This window comes from Micromonospora sp. NPDC051296 (assembly GCF_040682255.1).
GTDB lineage: Bacteria > Actinomycetota > Actinomycetes > Mycobacteriales > Micromonosporaceae > Micromonospora > Micromonospora craterilacus.
Genome location: NZ_JBFBAO010000100.1, coordinates 1 through 18,666 on the forward strand (window position 1 = coordinate 1; position 18,666 = coordinate 18,666).

General features: G+C 72.2%; 16 protein-coding genes and 2 pseudogenes. 15 read left to right on the plus strand and 3 right to left on the minus strand.

Annotation, left to right across the window (positions count from 1 at the left end):
- Positions 1–4: 4 nt before the first annotated feature.
- Positions 5–1,363, minus strand: a complete 1,359-nt coding sequence (locus AB0M52_RS13335) for a molybdopterin-dependent oxidoreductase (RefSeq protein WP_363952921.1) — start codon at positions 1,361–1,363, stop codon at positions 5–7.
- Positions 1,364–1,509: 146 nt separating this feature from the next.
- On the opposite strand from AB0M52_RS13335, the gene AB0M52_RS13340 reads away from it, so the two are divergent.
- Positions 1,510–2,571, plus strand: a complete 1,062-nt coding sequence (locus AB0M52_RS13340) for an NAD-dependent epimerase/dehydratase family protein (protein ID WP_363952895.1) — start codon at positions 1,510–1,512, stop codon at positions 2,569–2,571.
- Positions 2,572–2,582: 11 nt separating this feature from the next.
- Here AB0M52_RS13340 and AB0M52_RS13345 read toward each other — a convergent pair whose 3' ends face one another.
- A complete protein-coding gene (locus tag AB0M52_RS13345; RefSeq protein ID WP_363952897.1) occupies positions 2,583–4,004 on the minus strand; it encodes a hypothetical protein in 1,422 nt (473 codons plus the stop codon).
- A 141-nt stretch (positions 4,005–4,145) separates the two neighbouring features.
- Here AB0M52_RS13345 and AB0M52_RS13350 point away from each other — a divergent pair, with 141 nt between their 5' ends.
- From AB0M52_RS13350 to AB0M52_RS13360, 3 genes are all read left to right on the plus strand, one after another.
- The gene (locus AB0M52_RS13350) at positions 4,146–4,820 is read left to right on the plus strand and encodes a glycosyltransferase family 2 protein (RefSeq protein WP_363952899.1); all 675 of its coding nucleotides are present in this window, start codon (positions 4,146–4,148) and stop codon (positions 4,818–4,820) included.
- Positions 4,817–5,515: a DUF2064 domain-containing protein gene (locus AB0M52_RS13355; RefSeq protein WP_363952901.1), complete on the plus strand. Its 699-nt coding sequence runs from the start codon at positions 4,817–4,819 to the stop codon at positions 5,513–5,515. Before AB0M52_RS13350 ends, AB0M52_RS13355 begins: the two co-directional genes overlap by 4 nt.
- Before the next feature lie 68 nt (positions 5,516–5,583).
- Positions 5,584–6,270 carry a methyltransferase domain-containing protein gene (locus tag AB0M52_RS13360; RefSeq protein ID WP_363952923.1) on the plus strand — a complete coding sequence of 229 codons (687 nt, stop codon included), beginning with the start codon at positions 5,584–5,586 and terminating at the stop codon, positions 6,268–6,270.
- On the opposite strand, the gene AB0M52_RS13365 is transcribed toward AB0M52_RS13360, so the two are convergent.
- Positions 6,222–7,256, minus strand: coding sequence for a LacI family DNA-binding transcriptional regulator (locus tag AB0M52_RS13365; RefSeq protein WP_363952903.1), 1,035 nt, complete (start codon positions 7,254–7,256; stop codon positions 6,222–6,224). The two genes, AB0M52_RS13360 and AB0M52_RS13365, sit on opposite strands and share 49 nt — an antisense overlap.
- A 145-nt stretch (positions 7,257–7,401) precedes the next feature.
- Here AB0M52_RS13365 and AB0M52_RS13370 point away from each other — a divergent pair, with 145 nt between their 5' ends.
- The 11 genes and pseudogenes from AB0M52_RS13370 to AB0M52_RS13420 form a co-directional block, all read left to right on the plus strand.
- Complete coding sequence (locus AB0M52_RS13370) at positions 7,402–8,592, plus strand: amino acid ABC transporter substrate-binding protein (RefSeq protein ID WP_363952905.1); 1,191 nt, start codon at positions 7,402–7,404, stop codon at positions 8,590–8,592.
- Between the two features lie 6 nt (positions 8,593–8,598).
- Positions 8,599–9,486 (plus strand): branched-chain amino acid ABC transporter permease, encoded by an 888-nt coding sequence (locus tag AB0M52_RS13375; protein ID WP_363952907.1) that lies wholly within the window; start codon positions 8,599–8,601, stop codon positions 9,484–9,486.
- Entirely contained in the window at positions 9,470–10,624 is a 1,155-nt protein-coding gene (locus AB0M52_RS13380; RefSeq protein WP_363952909.1) for a branched-chain amino acid ABC transporter permease, read from the plus strand. Before AB0M52_RS13375 ends, AB0M52_RS13380 begins: the two co-directional genes overlap by 17 nt.
- Positions 10,625–10,691: 67 nt before the next feature.
- The gene (locus AB0M52_RS13385; RefSeq protein WP_363952911.1) at positions 10,692–11,432 is read left to right on the plus strand and encodes an ABC transporter ATP-binding protein; all 741 of its coding nucleotides are present in this window, start codon (positions 10,692–10,694) and stop codon (positions 11,430–11,432) included.
- Positions 11,422–12,171 carry an ABC transporter ATP-binding protein gene (locus tag AB0M52_RS13390; protein WP_363952913.1) on the plus strand — a complete coding sequence of 250 codons (750 nt, stop codon included), beginning with the start codon at positions 11,422–11,424 and terminating at the stop codon, positions 12,169–12,171. Before AB0M52_RS13385 ends, AB0M52_RS13390 begins: the two co-directional genes overlap by 11 nt.
- A 94-nt stretch (positions 12,172–12,265) precedes the next feature.
- Positions 12,266–13,222, plus strand: a complete 957-nt coding sequence (locus AB0M52_RS13395) for a hypothetical protein (protein WP_363952915.1) — start codon at positions 12,266–12,268, stop codon at positions 13,220–13,222.
- 36 nt (positions 13,223–13,258) lie between these two features.
- On the plus strand, positions 13,259–15,355 hold the full coding sequence (locus AB0M52_RS13400) for a PQQ-dependent sugar dehydrogenase (protein WP_363952917.1): 2,097 nt from the start codon (positions 13,259–13,261) through the stop codon (positions 15,353–15,355).
- Between the two features lie 135 nt (positions 15,356–15,490).
- On the plus strand, positions 15,491–16,645 hold the full coding sequence (locus AB0M52_RS13405) for a Gfo/Idh/MocA family oxidoreductase (RefSeq protein ID WP_363952919.1): 1,155 nt from the start codon (positions 15,491–15,493) through the stop codon (positions 16,643–16,645).
- Positions 16,646–16,680: 35 nt separating this feature from the next.
- The gene (locus AB0M52_RS13410; protein WP_363952924.1) at positions 16,681–17,793 is read left to right on the plus strand and encodes a dihydrodipicolinate synthase family protein; all 1,113 of its coding nucleotides are present in this window, start codon (positions 16,681–16,683) and stop codon (positions 17,791–17,793) included.
- Positions 17,790–18,554 (plus strand): annotated as a pseudogene (locus AB0M52_RS13415) (sugar phosphate isomerase/epimerase family protein); the annotation flags it as partial. The gene AB0M52_RS13410 and the pseudogene AB0M52_RS13415, both read left to right, overlap by 4 nt.
- A gap of 14 nt (positions 18,555–18,568) precedes the next feature.
- Positions 18,569–18,666, plus strand: a pseudogene (locus AB0M52_RS13420) (cbb3-type cytochrome c oxidase subunit I); the annotation flags it as partial.

Consider the following 18,666-nt stretch of genomic DNA (forward strand, 5'->3'; position numbering starts at 1 on the left):
TGACCTAGCCACCGGCGGTGGTCCGGAAATCGATGGTGGCGACCCACTTGGTGCAGTGCACGCCGGGCAGCGCGGGCACGATGACCCGGGCCGGGTATCCGTGGTCAAGGGCCAGGTCGACACCGTTGACCTTGAGCGCCAGCAGGGAGTCCGGGTCCAGGATCTGGTTGGACTGCAACTGCGCCTGGTTGAACAGGCCAGCCCGTTCCAGCGAGCGCACCAGTGCCGACGCCGGTTCCCCGGCGCCGGCGATGGCGGCCAGGTCGCGAAGCCGTACGCCCGTCCAGGTCTGCAAGGTCGACCAGCCCTCGACGCAGGCGATGGGCAGGGTCGCGGTGTGCTGCGGCAGGGCGAGCAGCTGCTGCCGGTCGAGGGTGACCGTCCGGCCGGCGGCGGCGAGGGTGAGTCGCCACCCTGGTCCGGTCCGCTCCTGGGTGACACCGGCCGCGGCGGCGGACCGGTTGACGGGGAAGCCGTTCGGCCCGGTGCCCGGCTGCCGGCCGCGCGGCATCAGTAGCGCGGTGCGGCGCAGCGGGCCGTCCATGGTCTGTCCGACGGTCAACCCGCCGAGGAGCAGGGAAAGCCCTCCCACCAGGGTCAACGCGCCACGTCGGCTGACCGTCGCCGGGCCCGGTCGGGGCGCCACCAGATCGTCGGGATCCGGTGGCTCCGGCCGGGTGTCGTCCGGTCCCCGGCGGAACTCGGCGAGGAAGGGACGGGACCGCAGGGCCGAGATCATCCGGGGCAGCTTCAGCGCGACGTGGGCGACGAACGCGGCGATGAACACCCAGCCACCGAAGTAGTGCGCGGTGTAGAAGTCGAAGCCGAACAGGTAGGCGTACTGGACGTTGAGCAGGCCGGTGGCGATCTGGAACAGGATGCCGCCGACCAGCAGCAGCAGGGAGAGCCGTTCCAGCAGTTGCGCCGTCGACCGGACCGGTGGCCAGGCGAACAGCTTGGGAATCACCGACCAGAGCTTGGCCAGCACCACGGGGACGAGGACGATGCCGAGGATCACGTGCAGCCCCTGGCTGACTCGGAACAGCCAGGCCGGTCGGGTGGGCCACTCGAACGGCGGTGGGCGCAGCCAGCCCACGTCCCGGGGGAGCGCCTGACCGAACTGGGGCGCGTACGCGGCGTAGTCGAGCAGCCCGGTGATGATCACGATTGGCAGGCCGATCAGCAACACCAGCCCGAAGACCGACGTCAGCCAGGGCCCGCGCAGCGGACTGCGCCAGCGGCGGCCGATCGCCAGGGCGCCGGGCGGGGGATGCCGGTCCAGCGCACGCCACAACCGCCGGGGGAACGCCGGTACGTCCCGCGACGTGCCGAGCTCGGCCGCGCCGGGGTCTCGACCAGTGATCGTCGGGCCTCCTGTCGTTTCCGCATCGGACTGGCGGGCGGTCGGGCCAGGCCGACCGCTCCCGGTAGGGCTCAACGCGCCAGCCCACCGGCTCGAATCGGCCATATCGGAAAAATGGGCGGACGCGCTGCCCTAGCCTGACCGGAATGCGGGTACTGGTCACCGGCGCTGCCGGTTTCATCGGATCGCACGTCGCCGACCTACTGGTCGACGAGGGGCACGAGGTGCGCTGCGTGGACGCGTTGCTGCCGCAGGCGCACGGCGGTGGCCTGCCGCCCTGGTCCCACCGGCACGACCCGGTGATCGGCGACGTCCGCGACGCGTCCCTGCTCGACCGGTTGCTCGACGGGGTGGACGCGGTCTGCCATCAGGCCGCCATGGTCGGCCACGGGATGGACCCGTCAGACGCCCCGGAGTACGCGAGCCACAACGACCACGGCACCGCCGTGCTGCTGGCAGCCATGCACCGGGCCGGGGTGACCCGCCTGGTCCTGGCCAGCTCGATGGTCGTGTACGGGGAGGGGCGCTACCGGTGCGGCCGGCACGGCGCGGTCCGGCCACTTCCGCGCGCCGCCGCCGACCTGGCCGCCCAGCGGTACGACCCCACCTGCCCGGCGTGTGGCCGTACGCTTGCGCCGCAGCCGGTCCCCGAGGACGCCCCGGCGGACCCGCGCAGCACCTACGCGGCGAGCAAGCTCGCCCAGGAACACCTGGCCGCCGCCTGGGCCCGGCAGACCGGCGGCGGAGGCTGGGCGCTGCGCTACCACAACGTCTACGGCCCGCGGATGCCCCGCGACACCCCGTACGCCGGGGTGGCGTCGATCTTCCGCTCGGCCCTGGCCGCCGGGCAGCCGCCCCGGGTGTACGAGGACGGCCGGCAGTTGCGTGACTTCGTGCACGTCACCGACATCGCCCGGGCCAACCTGCTGGCGCTGACCGCACCCGTCCCGCAGGGCATGGTTCCGGTCAACGTCTGTTCCGGCGAGCCCCGTACGGTCGGTGAACTGGCCACCGCGCTCGCGGCGGCGATGGGTGGCCCGCAGCCGGTGGTGGTCGGCGGCGCGCGGGCGACCGACGTGCGACACGTGACCGCCGATCCGAGCCGCGCCACGGAGGGGCTCGGCTACACCGCGCGGGTCGGCTTCCTCGACGGGGTGACCGCCTTCGCCACCGACCCGTTGCGGGAGCCCGCCGCCGTGCCCGCCTGACCGGCGGCGGGTCAGGAGACCGTGAAGAGCAGGTGGTTGACGGCGAGGGCGGTGAGTGCCTGACCGGCGAGCCACCAGCGACGGGTCGGCTCCGGAAGATAGGCGGTGGCGACGAGCAGCCAGACCGTGAAGGGCAACCAGATGCGTTCCACCTCGGCCTTGCTCATCCCGGACAGGTCCGCCGCGACCACCGCCAGCGCGGCGGCGGCCGGCAGCAGCACCGCCGGACCGAGCCCGTGGATCCGCTGGACCAGCCGCCCCGCCGGTGACCGGGGCGGTGCGCCGTCCGGTCGGGGCGCCATCGGGGTACGCCAATTCGGGCGCGCGGCGACCAGGGCGCGGCGCAGCGCCGGCCCCAGCACCGGGCCGGCGGAGAGCAGCAGCGCGGCCAGGTTCGCCCAGACCCAGTAGCCGTACGGGCGTTCGGCCGCCCACCCCTGGTAGTAGCGGTCGACCACCCGGGCGTACCCCTCCCACCAGTGGAAGCCGGCGAGGCTGAACGCCGCCGCCACCACCGCGACCCCGGCCGCGCCGACGAGCAGTGCGGCGAGGCGTCGCTCGCGGCGCAGCGTCAGCACGGCCAGGGCGAGCGGTGCGACCAGGACGAACCCGTACGACAGGAACAGCGCGTAGCCGAGGAGCAGACCCCCGGCGAGGACCCCGGCCAGTCGTCGGGCCGCCAGGAGGGCCAGCCCGGCGGCGACCACGCCGGCGAAGATTCCGTCGCCGGAGGCGCCCACCCAGACCGCCCCCGGCAGCAGCACCAGGTACGGCAGCACGGCCCGAGCCGCGGTCGGCGCGTTCAGTCGCCAGAGGGTGAGCGGTACCCAGACCACGACCGACGTCCCGACCAGGACGCAGGCCAAGGCCGCCGCGGTGCCGCCGCCGAGGCCGATCCGGTCGAGCCAGACGAAGATCAGCAGCGCGCCGGGTGGATGCCCGGCGGTGTGGGTGGACCAGGAGTCCGGCTGGAAGTCGAGGATGCGGTCGGCGAAGCCGGCGAGCATGCCGGCGATGTCGGTGACTCCCGGCACCTCGTGCAGGTATTCGGCCTGCACGGTGAGTCGGCGGGTCAGCCCGGCCGACCAGCCGTCCACGAGCGCCAGCGACAGCGTCCAGGCCACCGCGGCGAGCCACGAGACGGCCAGCAGTGGACCCCGGCGGGCCTTCCGCGCCCAGCGGCTCCCCGGCCCGACGACGGCGACGGCGATCAGTACGGCGGCCGGGGTGCCCCAGCCGACGTGCGGCGACCAGGCGGCGTAGAGCGGTGCCGCGTCGGCGTAGAGGTCCGCTCCCCGCTGGTTCAGCACGGCCCCGACCACCACCGCGGCGACCAGCAGCACCGCCTCGACGCCGAGCACGACCAGGTCGCCCCGGTGCCGGGTGTGTCGGTGCGGCGACGGCGCGTGGCGCGAAAGGACGGTTCCGGTCATGACGACCCGGACCGTACGCGGGTCGGACGCCGTCGTCAGCGAGGTCGCGGTCTCGTCACCTGACGGTAACAAGCACTACCTTTCGGTTCATAGCACCTCGATCTGCTCATACCCCGACAGTCACCGGCCTAGCGTGATCGCATGCCGACACCGATCGACGTGGTGCTGCCCTGCATCGACGAGGCCGCCGCGCTGCCCGGCGTCCTGCGGGCGCTGCCGCCCGGCTACCGGGCGATAGTGGTCGACAACGGCTCCCGGGACGGCTCTCCGGAGGTGGCCGCGCGACACGGCGCCCGGGTGGTGCGTGAGCCACGACGAGGCTACGGCGCGGCGGTGCACACCGGCATCGAGGCCGCCGAGACGGACCTGGTCTGCGTACTCGACGCCGACGGCTCCTTCGATCCGGCGGCACTGCCCGCCCTTGCCGACCCGGTGGCCACCGGCGTCGCCGAGCTCGCGGTCGGCCGCCGCCGCCCGATCCGTCCGGGCGCGTGGCCGTGGCACGCCCGGGCCGGCACCGCCCTGGTCGCCGCGCTACTGCGGCAGCGGGGCGTGCCGCTGCGCGACATCAGTCCGATCCGGGTCGCGCACCGGCAGAGGTTACTCGATCTTGGTGTCGCCGACCGAGCCTTCGGCTACCCGCTGGAGCTGCTGATCCGCGCCGCCGCCGCCGGCTGGCGGATCGTCGAGCTGGACGTGGCCTACGCCCCGCGGGCCGCCGGCACCCGCTCCAAGGTGTCCGGCTCGGTACGCGGCACCCTCCGCGCCACCCGCGACTTCGCCACCGTGCTGCGCACCGTGGACGGTCGCCGGTGACCGTCCTGCTGGTGGTGGCCAAGGCCCCCGTGCCCGGGGCCGTGAAGACCCGGCTCTGCCCGCCCGCGACACCGGAGCAGGCCGCCCGGATCGCCGCCGCGGCCCTGCACGACACGATGGCGACGGTCCGCGCCACCCCCGGTGTGACGCCGGTGCTCGCCCTGGCCGGCCGGCTCGGCGACGGCGCGGACGCCGCCGACCTCACCGCTGCTGCCGCGGGCTGGCTGGTGCTGCCGCAGCGCGGCGACGATCTGGCGACCCGGCTCGCCCACGCCCACGCCGACGTGGCGCAGGCGTACCCGGGGCGGCCGGTGCTCCAGATCGGCATGGACACCCCGCAACTGACCACCGCCCTGCTCGGCGCGGCGACGCGGCGGCTGACGCGGGCCGAGGTGGTGCTCGGCGGCGCCACCGACGGCGGCTGGTGGGCGTTGGGCCTGCGCGACCCCCGGCGAGCCGCCGTGCTGCGCGCGGTGCCGATGTCGACGCCGCGGACCGCCCGGCTGACCCGGGCGGTGTTCGCCGGGCAAGGGCTGCGCGCCGTGCCGCTGCCCCGGTTGCGGGACGTGGACGACTGGTCCGACGCCCTCGCGGTGGCCGAGGCCGTACCGGGCAGCCGATTCGCCTGGGCGGTCACCGCGGCCGGTGGCGTCCCGACCACGGAGTTCGCGGCGGCGGGGCGGCACCAGCGGTGACCGTCGGCGGTCGGGCCACCGTCCGGGCGGGATCGCGGCCGGGGCCGGACGGCGGGTTCGGTTCCGCGCTGCGGGAGCCGCTGACCCCGCGCTGGCTGGTGTGCAGCGACGGGCGGATCAGCCCGCTGCCGGTCAGCCGATGGCACGGCGAGGCCGAGGATGCGCTGCGTGCGGTCGTCGCGCGCTGCGCCGGCCCCGCCCTGGATGTCGGCTGCGGCCCCGGCCGGTTGACGGCAGCCCTGGCCCGCGCGGGGTTGACCGCGCTCGGGGTGGACATCTCCGCCCACGCGGTCCGGCTCACCCGGGCCCGGGGTGCCGCCGCCGTGCACCGCTGCGTCTTCTCTGCGCTGCCGCGCGAGGGCTGGTGGACGCACGTGCTGCTGGTCGACGGCAACATCGGCATCGGCGGCGACCCGGCCGCGCTGCTGCGCCGCTGCGGTGGCCTGGTGCGGGTGGGCGGGACGGTGATCACCGAGATCGAGCCCGGCGGTGTCGGGCTGTGGCAGGGCCACGCGTGGGTACGCGCCGCCCCGGCGTCGGGTCCCACGCCGGCTGCCCGGTTCCGGTGGGCCCGAGTCGGGGTGGACGCGGTGGCCGCGCTGAGCCGAGATGCCGGGCTGGTGGTACGAGAGGTGTTCCGGCACGACGGCAGGTGGTTCGCCGAGTTCGGCAGGCAGCCCTCACTCGTGGCCCACCGCTCCGCCGCTCAGCGGCTCGGGGCGGGCCCGGTCGAGTCGCGTACCACCAGCAGGTGACCGGTCGGCCGGCGTCGTGGCCGGGCGGATCGTGGCTTGAGCGCGAGGCTGAGCGCCATCCGACCCATGTCGGTCATCGGTAGCCGGATGGTGGTGAGGCTGGGGGCGAGGTCGGCGGCGACGGAGACGTCGTCGAACCCGACGACCGACATCTGCTCGGGTACGGCGATGTGGTGCGCGCGCAGCGTGGACAGGACGCCCATCGCCATCGCGTCGTTGAGGGCGATGATCGCGGTCGTCTCCGGGTGGTCGCAGAGGATCTGCTCGGCGGCCATCCGGCCGCCGCCGCGGGTGAAGTCGCTGTGCACGATGGGGATGCTGTCCAGGGTGAGCCCGCGTTGTTGCAGGGCGGACGAGACCCCGGCGATCCGGTCGGTGATGGTGGTGAGCCCTTCCTTGCCGGCGGCGATCGCGATGTGCCGGTGCCCGAGGTCCAGCAGGTGTCCGGCGAGCGCGCGGCTGCCGGCCTCGTTGTCGGGTAGGACCGCGTCGACGCCGAGGGCGTGGCGGCCGATGACGGCGACCCGTCCGCCCTGGCTCTGGAACTCCGACAGCTCGGCCCGTGCCTCCGCCTCCACGCGGGGGTCGTTGTAGCCGGAGCCGGCGATGAGGATGATCCCCACCCGCTGCGCGATGAGGTGGCGCAGTTGCCGCAGTTCGGCGTCGGGATCGCGACCGGAGTGGCAGATCTGCACCAGCAGACCCTCCTCGGCGGCGATCTCGATGACCCCGCTGGCGATCTCGGCGAAGTAGGGGTCGTCGACCTGGTGCACGACCAGCCCCACTGTGGAGCTTGCGCCGCCGGCCAGGGTGCGCGCGTACGGGTTGGCGACGTACCCGAGTTCCCGCGCCACCTGTCGGACCCGATCGGCAACCTCCTCGCTGACGCCCTCCCGGCCCGCGAGCGAGCGGGACGCGGTGGCCAGCGAGACCCCGGCGCGTTCGGCCACGTCGATGAGGCGCAGCCTGGTGCCAGGCTTGGGCATCGGCAACTCCTGTGAAACATCCATGTATTCAAACTCTTGCCAGTGATTCGGGACACAGCTTAGGCTACGAAAGCGCTTTCGTAAGCGCTTCCGTCCCGGCAAAGGAGCGTACGGGATGACAACCCGTTACAGGCGAATGCAGTGGATGACAGCCCTCGGTGTGACGATGACGCTGGCGCTGGGTGCCTGCGGTGGTGACAGCGGTGAATCGGCCGCCGACGGGCCGATCGTGATCGGGATCTCCCTCCCGCTGACCGGAGACTTCTCCGAGCCCGGCAAGGGTGTCCAGCGCGGGTACGAAGCCTGGGCAAAGATCACCAACGAGAACGGTGGCCTGCTGGGCCGCCAGGTCGAACTCAAGATCCTCGACGACCAGTCCAATGCCGACCGGGTGGTCGCCGACTACGAGCAGCTGATCGGCCAGGACCAGGTCGACCTCGTGGTGGGCCCGTTCTCGACCCGCCTCGTCGTGCCGGCGGCCCGGGTCGCCGAGGAGTACGGCATGCTCTTCGTCGAGCCCGCGGGCGCGGCGAAGGAGGTCTTCGAGCAGGGGTTCAAGAACCTGTTCTACGCCGCCCCGGCGGTGGCCAACGACCACTACAACCACCTGGCCGAGTACCTCCTCGCGCTGCCCGAGGACCAGAAGCCGAAGACGGCGGCGTACGCGGCCATGGACGACCCGTTCGCGCAGGGCACGGCGTACGGGCTGAAGGAGAAGCTCGAGGCGGCCGGCATCCGCACGCTGGTCAACGAGGTCTACCCGCCGAACACCACCGACTTCGGCAGCATCGCCGCGAAGATCGCGGCCTCGAAGGCCGACATCGTGGTGGGCGGCTCGCAGTACCAGGACGGCGTGAACCTGATCGTCGCCCTGCAACAGTTGCAGTACCAGCCGAAGCTCGCCGCCTTCTCGACGGCGCCCACCAATCCGGAGTTCGCCGCGGCGATCGGCAACAAGACCGAGGGGATCCTCTCGCCGACCGGGTACGCGCAGGACGCGCCCTACCCCAGCAACCAGGAGTTCGTCCAGAAGTACACCGCGCAGATCGGCTCGGCGCCGGAGGAGGACGAGGCCAACGCGTACACGACCGGCCAGGTCGTCGCGGCGGCGGTCACCGCGGTCGGCTGTGCCGAGCAGGGGGAGTGCCAGCAGAAGCTGGTGGAGTGGGTACGCAACAACACCGTCGAGACGGTGGTCGGCCCGCTCTCCTGGGACGAGACGGGTAAGCCGAAGGGCGCTCACATGATCCAGCAGTGGCTGGGCGGCGAGATCAAGATCGTGCTGCCGGCCGGCGCCAAGGAGGCCGACCTCGTCTACCCGAAGCCGGCCTGGTAGGCGTCGATGCCATCGGGTGCCCTGCTCTTCCAGAGCGTCATCCTGGGTCTGCTGCTGGGAGGGCTCTACGCCCTCCTGGCGGCGGGCCTGACCCTCTACTTCGGAATCATGCGGGTCGTGATGATCGCCCATTCGGCGTTCCTCATCCTCGCCGCCTACCTCGCCTGGTGGTCCCACTCCCGGCTGGGCGTCGACCCGCTGCTGTCGATGATCGTCACCGTGCCGCTCTTCTTCGGCTTCGGGGTGCTGCTGCAACGGATGCTGCTGGCCCGGCTGCGACCGGTCACCCTGACCATGATGTCCGTGCTGTTGACGTTCGCGATCGCCGTCACCATCGAGGGACTGCTCGGGTACGTGTTCACCGGCACCCAGCGGCGCATCCAGCTCGGCTACGGCTCGGCGAGCTTCGGCCTCTTCGGGGCCCGGATAGCGGTGGTCAAGCTGATCGCGTTCGGCCTCGCCGCCGTCGCGCTGCTCACCCTCTACCTGCTGATGAAGAAGACGACGTTCGGCTGGGCCCTACGGGCGACCATTCAGCACCGCGACGCCGCGCGCCTGGTCGGCATCGAGACCGAGCGGATCGCCGGGTACGGCTTCGGGATCGGCCTCGCCACCGCCGCGGTGGGCGGCACGGCCCTCGCCCTCGACACCACCATCTACCCGTCGCTGCACTGGCACTGGATCGGTCCGCTGATGGCCATCATCGTGGTGGGCGGCCTCGGCAGCGTGCCCGGGGCGGCGATGGCCGCCATGGTGCTCGGCCTGGCGCAGAGCCTGTTGCAGATCCCGCTGGGTACGACGTGGGCGCAGACGATCTTCTACCTCGCCCTGTTCGCGACCCTGGCCTTCCGGCCACAAGGATTCTTCGGAGGTCGCCTTGCCCAGCGCTTCTGAACAGACCACGGCAGCCGCCACCACGCCGGGTGCCACCCCGGCAGCGACGGCATCCGCCCGCCGGCCGGTCGGCCGGATCGTCCAGGTGGCCCTGGTCCTGGTGCTCGCCGCCGGGGTGCTCTCCTTCCCCTCACTGGCCCCCAACCCGTACATCCTCTCCGCCGGCATCGTGGTGCTGAACTACGCGGTGCTATCCACCTCGTGGAACTTCGTCGGCGGGTTCACCGGCTACATCAGCCTGGGTCACGGTGCCCTGGCCGGGCTGGGTGCCTACGGCACGGCCCTGCTGGTGACCAAGGCCGGGCTGCCGAGCTTCGTGGCCCTGGTGGCCGCGGCGCTGCTGGTGGCCGCGCTGGCCGTGCCGATCGGCTTCGCGGCGCTGCGGGTGCGGGGCGCCTCGTTCGTGATCGTCTCCATCGCGCTGGTGCTGATCCTGCTGCTGGTCTTCCAGAGCTGGGCGTCGCTGACCGGCGGGTCGCGGGGGCTGGTCGTGCCGCGGCCGTTCCCCGGGCTGCTGCGCCCGGAGCACCACCGGGTCTTCTACTTCCTCTTCGCCGCGCTGCTCGGCCTCGCGCTGCTGGCCTGGTGGCTCATCGACCGCTCGCGGTTCGGTCTCGGGCTCAAGGCGATCCGGGAGGACGAGGACAAGGCGGAGGCGCTGGGCACCCCGACGTTCGCGTACAAGCTGGTGGTCTTCGTGGTCTCGGCGGGTTTCACCGGCCTGGCCGGCGGGCTCTACGCGCTCTGGTTCGGCGACCTCGACCCGGTCTTCCAGTTCTCCATCCTCACCGGCTCATACATGGTGCTGATGGCGCTGCTCGGCGGCGTCCGGAACCTGTTCGGTCCGCTGGTCGGGGCCCTGGTGGTCGGTGTCGCCCTGGAGTACTTCAAGGTGGAGTTCGGCGACACGCAACTGCACCTGGTCGCGACCGGTCTCCTGCTGGCGCTGGTCGTGCTCTTCATGCCCGACGGGGTCCTGCCGGCCATCGGCGGTCTGCTCAACCGGCTGTTCCGGCCGGCGCAGAGTTCCATCCGCGAGGTCACCGCCGCGGAGTTGCGTGACCAGCGCGCCGCGGAGGCGCAGGAGCGCGAGTCCGTCGACGCGACATCCGCTGGCCGCGGGGAGGGGACACCATGAGGGAGCGTCAGCGACCGAATCATCAGCGCCGGGAAAGTGCCGGCACGGAGCGCAGCGGAGTGCTGGCATGACCGAGGTACGCAGCCTGGCGACCGAGAGCCTGACCAAGGCGTTCGGCGGCGTGGTGGCCCTCGACGGTGCCACCGTCGAGTTCCGCCCCGGCCAGGTCAACGCGCTGATCGGGCCGAACGGGTCGGGCAAGACGACCTTCTTCAACTGCGTCACCGGGATGATCCGGCCGGACAGCGGGCAGACGACGTACCGCGGGCGGGACATCACCCGCAAGGCGCCGCACGCCATCGTCCGCGCCGGTGTCGGCCGCACCTTCCAGTTGTGCCGGGTCTTCCCCCGGATGACCGCGCTGGACAACGTGCTCGCGGCCGTCCGCCCGGCCGGCCTGACCGGCCTGCTGCGCGGCGCCCGCGCCCGGGGCGAGGTGGACCGGGCCCGGGGCTGGCTGACCCGCCTCGGCATCGAGCACCTGGCCGACGTGGAGGCCCGCAACATGTCGTGGGGCCAGCAGAAGCTGTTGGAACTCGCTGGCGTGCTGATGGGCGACCCGGAGACCGTGCTGCTCGACGAGCCGGCCGGCGGGGTCAACCCGGCGCTGCTGGACCGCATCGGCACCCTGGTCCGCGAGCTCAACGCCGAGGGGAGGACCTTCGTCATCGTCGAGCACAACATGGACCTGGTGATGAGTGTCAGTGACCACATCGTGGTGTTCGACCGCGGCCGCCCGATCGCCGAGGGCCCGCCGTCGCTCATCCGCTCCGACGAACGCGTGCTGGGGGCATACCTTGGCGTCTGAAATCGAACTCGTCGACATCCAGGCCGGCTACGGGCGCGCCGCGCCGGTGCTGCGTGGCCTCACCGTCTCGGTGCCCGCGGGCACGATCGTCTGTCTCGTCGGGCCCAACGGCGCCGGCAAGTCGACCGTTCTGAAGGTCGCCAGCGGCCTGCTCAAGCCCCGTTCCGGGCGGATCCTCGTCGGCGGCGTGGACGTGACCGGCCAGGGGCCGCAACGGATGCTCGCCTCGGGGGTCGCGCACGTCCTGCAGGGGCACAGCGTCTTCCGTGAGATGACCGTGGCGGAGAACGTGCTGCTGGGCGGCTACACGTTGAAGGACAAGGCGCTCATCGCCGAGCGGACGGCCTTCGTCAAGGACGTGTTCCCGGTGGTCGCGCAGCGCTGGGAGTCGCTCGCCGGCCTGCTCTCCGGCGGCCAGCAGAAGCAGGTCGAGTTCGCCCGGTCCCTCATGGTCAACCCCAAGGTGGTGCTGCTGGACGAGCCGTCCATGGGCCTGGACCCGAAGGCCACCAGCACCGTCTTCGAACAGGTCGTACGGATGCGCGACGCCGGCACGGCGGTGCTGCTCGTGGAGCAGAACGCCCGGCGGGCGCTCGAGACGGCCGACCTCGGGTGCGTGCTCGACCTCGGGCGCGTACACATCTCCGGGCCGGCGGCGCAGCTGCTGGCCGACCCCCAACTCGGTGAGCTCTACCTCGGCGGCCGGCCCGCCGAGCCCACGGCCTCGCCGAAGCGGTAACCCCCTCAGGTAAACGCAGCAGCTGAGTTCACGCACGTAAGCGCTTACGAAAGCGGTTACGCCTCCCCGAGAGACGCGAAACGAGGTGTACGCGATGACCAGAACCAGACGCGTCGTGGTCACCACCGCCACCGTACTGGCGGTCGGCATGGTGCTGGGCGCCGGAGCACCCGCCGCCCAGGCGGACCGGAGCCACCCGCGCGACGTCCACCCGCACCTGCGATCGAACCTGGTCGCGTTCTACGACTTCGACCACCCCGTCGAGGGCGACCCCGCGCTCGAGCGCGACCAGGGCCGCTCCGGCACCGAGATCGAACTCGTCAACGGCGGCGCCGCGATGCGGGTGGCCGACCGTGCCTATCCGGGCAGCGGCAAGGCGCTGCAGACCCGGCAGGTCAACCCCACCGAGAACGGCAACGACGACTGGAAGGCCGGCACCTGGTCGGCGAGCGGTGTCCGGAACCTGCGCCCGTTCGCCGGCACCCAGGGCACCACGGTGATGGGCTGGTTCAAGCTGGACATGGATGGCCCGGCACTCAACTCCACCACCGCCAACCCGACCGACCGGTTCAACGCCATCGGCCTGGCCGGCATCCTGACCGGCGACTCCGACGGCCACGGCGTGCGAGCGCTGCTCGAACTCATCGACGTCAACGGGGAGCTGCGCCTGGTCGCACTCGGCCGGCGCCTCGACGGCGGCAACTCGCAGACCTTCGCCGCGAGCGAGGACTGGCGCACCCTGCTGCCGAAGGGGAGGTGGGTGCACCTCGCCGCCACCTTCGACTTCAACACCGGCGCGTTGGCGCTCTACCGCAACGGCAAGCCGCTGGACGGCTTCTACACCCGCACCGATGACCCGTGGCGCGTGTCGGGACCCGGCCCGCACGTGACCACCGCCTCCGACCCCCGGGGCATCAAGATCGGCGGGAGCTTCCCGCAGAACACGCTGGAGCGCAACCCCTGCGACTGCCGCATGGACGCACTGATGTTCCTCGACAGCGTGGTCTCGGCGAGCGACGTCGAGAAGCAGTACCGCTACATGGCCCGCTGACCACCCTCGGCACCGTCCCCCGAGAAGGAGAACCGCGTGCGTAGCACCCGCAGAACCGGCAGCCTCCGCAGATCCGTGCTGACCGCCGGGCTCACCGCCGCCGCCCTCGTGCTGTCCACCCTGACCGCCGGCCCGGCTCAGGCCGCCGACCCGATCCACGACCCGATCCTCGAGATGCCCACCCAGTCCCGGCTCGGCCTGGTCCTTGAGGAGTACGCCAGCTTCCCCCAGTCCTTCCCCAACCCGGCCCCGGTCGACCAGCGGCTCATGCGGACCGCCCGGATCAACACGATCATGGAACTGCCTGACGGCTCCGGCCGCCGCGCCGTACCGGACCTCAACGGCAACCTCTACCTGGTCTCCGACGGCGTGCCGCACGTCTACCTCGACGTGGCCGCCACGTTCGCCCCGCAGTTCTTCTCCGGCCGCGGCCTCGGCCAGGGCTTCGGCTACGTGGCGTTCCACCCGGAGTTCGGCTCGAACGGCCGCTTCTACACCATCCACACCGAACAGGCGTCGTCGACCACCGAGGTGCCGGACTACGCCCAGGCCAACAGCATCTTCCACGGCGTCATCACGGAGTGGACGGCGACCGACCCGTCCGCCGACACGTTCGCCGGCAGCCGGCGCGAGGTGCTGCGGATCGGCTTCGCCGGCCAGGTCCACGGCGTTCAGGAGATCAACTTCAACCCGACCGCGAAGCGCAAGGACAGCGACTACGGGCTGCTGTACCTGGCCGTCGGTGACGGCGGCACCGGGGTACGCAACACCGAGCCGCAGAACCTGGGCATGGTGCACGGCAAGCTGCTGCGCATCGACCCGCGCGGCACCGACTCCGCAAACGGCCAGTACGGCGTCCCGTCGTCGAACCCGTTCGTCGGCCAGGCCGGCGCGCTGGGCGAGATCTACGCGGTGGGCTTCCGCGACCCGCACCGGTTCAGCTGGGACAAGGCCACCGGTCGGATGTACCTCGGCCACATCGGCGAGCACGCCATCGAGGCGATCTACGAGGTACGTGCCGGTGACAACTTCGGCTGGAGCGAGCGGGAGGGCGCGTTCGTCTTCGACAAGCCGGCGAGCGCCTGCAACAAGCTTCTCCCGCTGCCGGCGAACGACGCGGACTTCGGCTACACGTACCCGGTGGCCGCGTACGACCACAACCCCGCTCCCGGGTGGAACTGCACCTCGGACGTGGGGGTCGCGGTGGCCGGGGGGTTCGTCTACCGAGGCAAGGACGTGCCCGCCCTGAAGGGCAAGTACGTCTTCGGTGACCTGGTCGACGGCCAGATCCTCTACACCGAGGCCAAGCAGATGCGCCGGGGCGAGGATCTGGCCCCGCTGCACAAGCTTGCCCTGTTCGACGCGGCCGGCAACCCGGTGCGGATGCAGGACCTCTCCGCCCCCGGCGCACCCGGCAGCCCGGAACGGGTCGACCTGCGCTTCGGCACCGACGCCGCCGGCGAGCTGTACATCCTGGCCAAGGCCAACGGCAAGATCTGGAAGGTCACCGGTACCCGGGTCTTCGCCGGCGGCGACGTCGGCCGCACCAAGCTCAACAAGCCCTCGGGGCTGCGGGACTGGACGCCGGTGACCCCGTCGAAGTGGCAGTTCAACAAGGACGAGGTGATCCTCGCCGAGGCGGGCGTCAGCCGGCCGGGTCCGCGCCGGCCGTTCGAGTACGCCGTCGTGACGGACGGGCCGCAGTGGTCGTCGGTGAAGATCGAGGCGCAGGTGCGGCTGGACACGCCGGTGGAGGTCAGCAACCGGGACGTGATCATCGTGTTCGGCTGGCGTTCGGACACGGAGTACTACTACGCCCACCTCTCCACCGACAACACGATCTACCCGCACAACGGCATCTTCAAGGTCAACAACGCGGATCGTGAGCGCATCGACTACCAGTGGAACGGGCGCTCGCGCGGCGCCAACCCGGCCATCGTCGACGCCGACTGGCACAAGGTGCGGGTCGTGCACCTGCCAGCCACCGGCGAGATCGCGGTGTACGTGGACGGCAGCAAGGACCCGCTGATGACCGCGAAGGACAGCACGTTCGGCTCCGGGCGGGTCGGGTTCGGTTCGTTCGACAACGTCGGCCGCCTGCGTCACCTGAAGATCACCGGCACGCCGGCCTGAGGCCGGTTCGGCGGGGGCGGTGGCAGCGCCGCCCCGTCCCCGCCCGACACCGGGCACCTGGGAGACCGGGACGAGGTTTGCGGCACCCGGAGAAGTCGGGTGCCCGAAGAAAACGCTTACCTGGAGGGTGAGGCCATGACGGCACGTGTTCCGATCGGGATCGTGATGAACGGCGTGACCGGGCGGATGGGCTACCGGCAGCATCTGGTCCGGTCCCTGCTGGCGATCCGGGAGCAGGGCGGCCTACCGCTGAGCGGCGGCGGCCGACTCTGGCCGGAACTCGTGCTGGTCGGGCGCAACGAGGCCAAGCTGCGCGATGTGGCGGCCCGACACGGGCTGACCGAGTGGAGCACCGACCTCGACGCGGCACTGGCCCGCCCGGACGTCTCGATCTACTTCGACGCCCAGGTGACCAGCGAGCGGGAGAAGGCGATCGGCCTGGCCATCGCGGCCGGCAAGCACATCTACACCGAGAAGCCGACCGCCACCACCCTGTCCGGCGCGGTCGACCTGGCCCGCGCCGCCGACGCGGCCGGCGTACGGCACGGCGTGGTGCAGGACAAGCTCTTCCTGCCCGGCCTGCGCAAGCTGGACCGGCTGGTGCGGGGCGGCTTCTTCGGCCGGATCCTCTCCCTGCGCGGCGAGTTCGGCTACTGGGTCTTCGAGGGCGACTGGCAGCAGGCGCAGCGCCCGAGCTGGAACTACCGCAGCGCCGACGGCGGCGGCATCGCGGTCGACATGTTCCCGCACTGGCACTACGTGCTGGAGCAGATCTTCGCCCCGGTGCGGGCGGTCACCGCGCACATCACCACCCACATTCCACGACGGTGGGACGAGGACGGCCAGCCCTACGACGCGACCGCCGACGATGCCGCGTACGCCATCTTCGAACTCGACGGCGGCATCGTGGCGCAGGTCAACTCCTCGTGGGCGGTCCGGGTCAACCGGGACGAGCTGGTGGAGTTCCAGGTCGACGGCACCGAGGGCAGCGCCGTGGCCGGGCTGCGCCGCTGCCGCGTGCAACACCGCGCCAGCACCCCGAAGCCGGTCTGGAACCCCGACCTGCCCGCCACCGACGACTTCCGGTCCCACTGGCAGGAGGTGCCGGACAACGAGGTGTACGACAACGGCTTCAAGGCGCAGTGGGAGATGTTCCTGCGGCACGTCGCCGAGGACGCCCCGTACACCTGGGACCTCTGGGCCGGCGCCCGCGGCGTGCAACTGGCCGAACTCGGCCTGCAGTCGGCGCGCGAGGGCCGGCGCGTGGAGGTCGGGGAGCTGACGGCGTGACCACCAGCATCACCTTGCCCGACGGGCCCCTCACCCTGTCCGGCGCGGGACGCGAGCACGCCACGCCCGGCGCGCGCTTCACCAGCCGGATCGCGTACGCCGCCGCGCACGTGGTCGCCGATCCGCGCGCGGAGAATGTGCCCGGCGCGCCCGCCACCGTGGACTGGGACGCGACGCTCGCCTTCCGGCGGCACCTCTGGTCGCACGGCTTCGGGGTGGCCGAGGCGATGGACACCGCCCAGCGCGGCATGGGCCTGGACTATCCCAGCGCCCGTGAGCTGGTACGACGCTCGGCGCAGGCGGCCCGAGCCGAGGGCGGCGCGATCTGCGCGGGCGTCGCCACCGACCAGCTGCCGGCCGGCCCGGCCACGCTCGACGAGATCCGCAAGGCGTACGCCGAGCAGCTCGCCGACGTGCAGGACGCCGGCGCGACGCCGGTGCTCATGTGCAGCCGGCACCTCGCCGCGGCGGCCCGGTCGGCCGACGACTACCTCGACATCTACGGCCGGCTGCTCGCCGACGCGGCCGGCCCGGTCGTGCTGCACTGGCTGGGCCCGGCGTTCGACCCGGCCCTCGCGGGCTACTGGGGCGACCCCGACCCGGCGCGGGCCGCGGACACCGTCGTCGCACTGATCGGCGCACACCCCAGCAAGGTCGACGGCATCAAGCTGTCGCTGCTCGACGAGGACTTCGAGGTCGCGTTGCGCCGACGCCTGCCGGCCGGGGTACGGCTCTACACCGGCGACGACTTCAACTACCCGACCCTGATCCGCGGCGACGGCACCGGCCACTCCGATGCGCTGCTCGGTGTGCTGGCCGCGATCGCGCCGCCGGCCGCGGCCGCGTTGCGGGCGCTGGACGCCGGTGACCTGACGGCGTACGACCAGCTTCTCGCGCCCACGCTGCCGCTGGCCCGGCACCTGTTCGGCGCGCCGACCTTCTACTACAAGACCGGAATCGTCTTCCTCGCCTGGCTCGCCGGCCACCAGGAGCACTTCACCATGGTCGGCGGCCTCCAGTCCGGGCGCTCGCCGGCGCACCTGGGCCGGCTGCTCCGGCTCGCCGACGCGGCCGGGCTGCTGCCCGACGCCGACCTGGCCGCGCATCGGGCCCGTGCGTTCATGACGACGGTGGGAGTGACGCGATGAAGCGGTTCGCGCTCAACTCGGCCACCACCAAACGGTGGCCGCTGCCGGAACTCGTGGCGGGCTGCGTGGACGCCGGTGTCTCCGGGGTGGGGCTGTGGCGCGAGGACCTGGCCGCGTACGGCGTCCAGGACGCGGCGGCGCTGGTGCGTGACGCCGGTCTCACGGTCACCTCGCTGTGCCGGGGTGGCTTCTTCAACGCCCCAGGCTGGCTGGACGAGAACCGGCGGGCGATCGACGAGGCGGCGGCGGTCGGCGCCCCGGTGCTGGTGCTGGTCTCCGGCGGCCTGCCCGAGGGCAGCCGGGACCTCGACGCCGCCCGGGCCCACGTCGGCGAGGCGCTCGGGGCGCTCGTGCCGTACGCCCTCGACGCGGGCGTACGGCTCGCCGTCGAGCCGCTGCACCCGATGTTCTGCTCGGACCGGTGCGTGGTCGCCAGCCTCGGCCAGGCCCTCGACCTGGCCGACCCGTACCCGCCGGCGGCGGTCGGCGTGGTCATCGACACCTACCACCTCTGGTGGGACGACCAGGTCTGGGCGCAGATCGCCCGGGCCGGACGGGAGAACCGGATCGCCTGCTTCCAGGTCGCCGACTGGTTGACGCCGCTGCCGGCCGGAGTGCTGCTCGGCCGCGGGCTGCCCGGCACCGGCAGCGTCGAACTGCGCCGCTTCCGGGAGGCCGTCGACGCCGCCGGGTACGACGGCCCGGTGGAGGTGGAGGTTTTCGCCGAGGAGGTGTGGTCGCGTCCGGGCCGCGCGGTGCTCGACGAAACGATCACCCGTTCTCCCGCAAGCCGATCTTCGGCTACAAGGGCCTGGTCGCCGCGACCATCGCCATCGCCGGCCTGTCGATGAGCGTCTGGGCGCACCACATGTT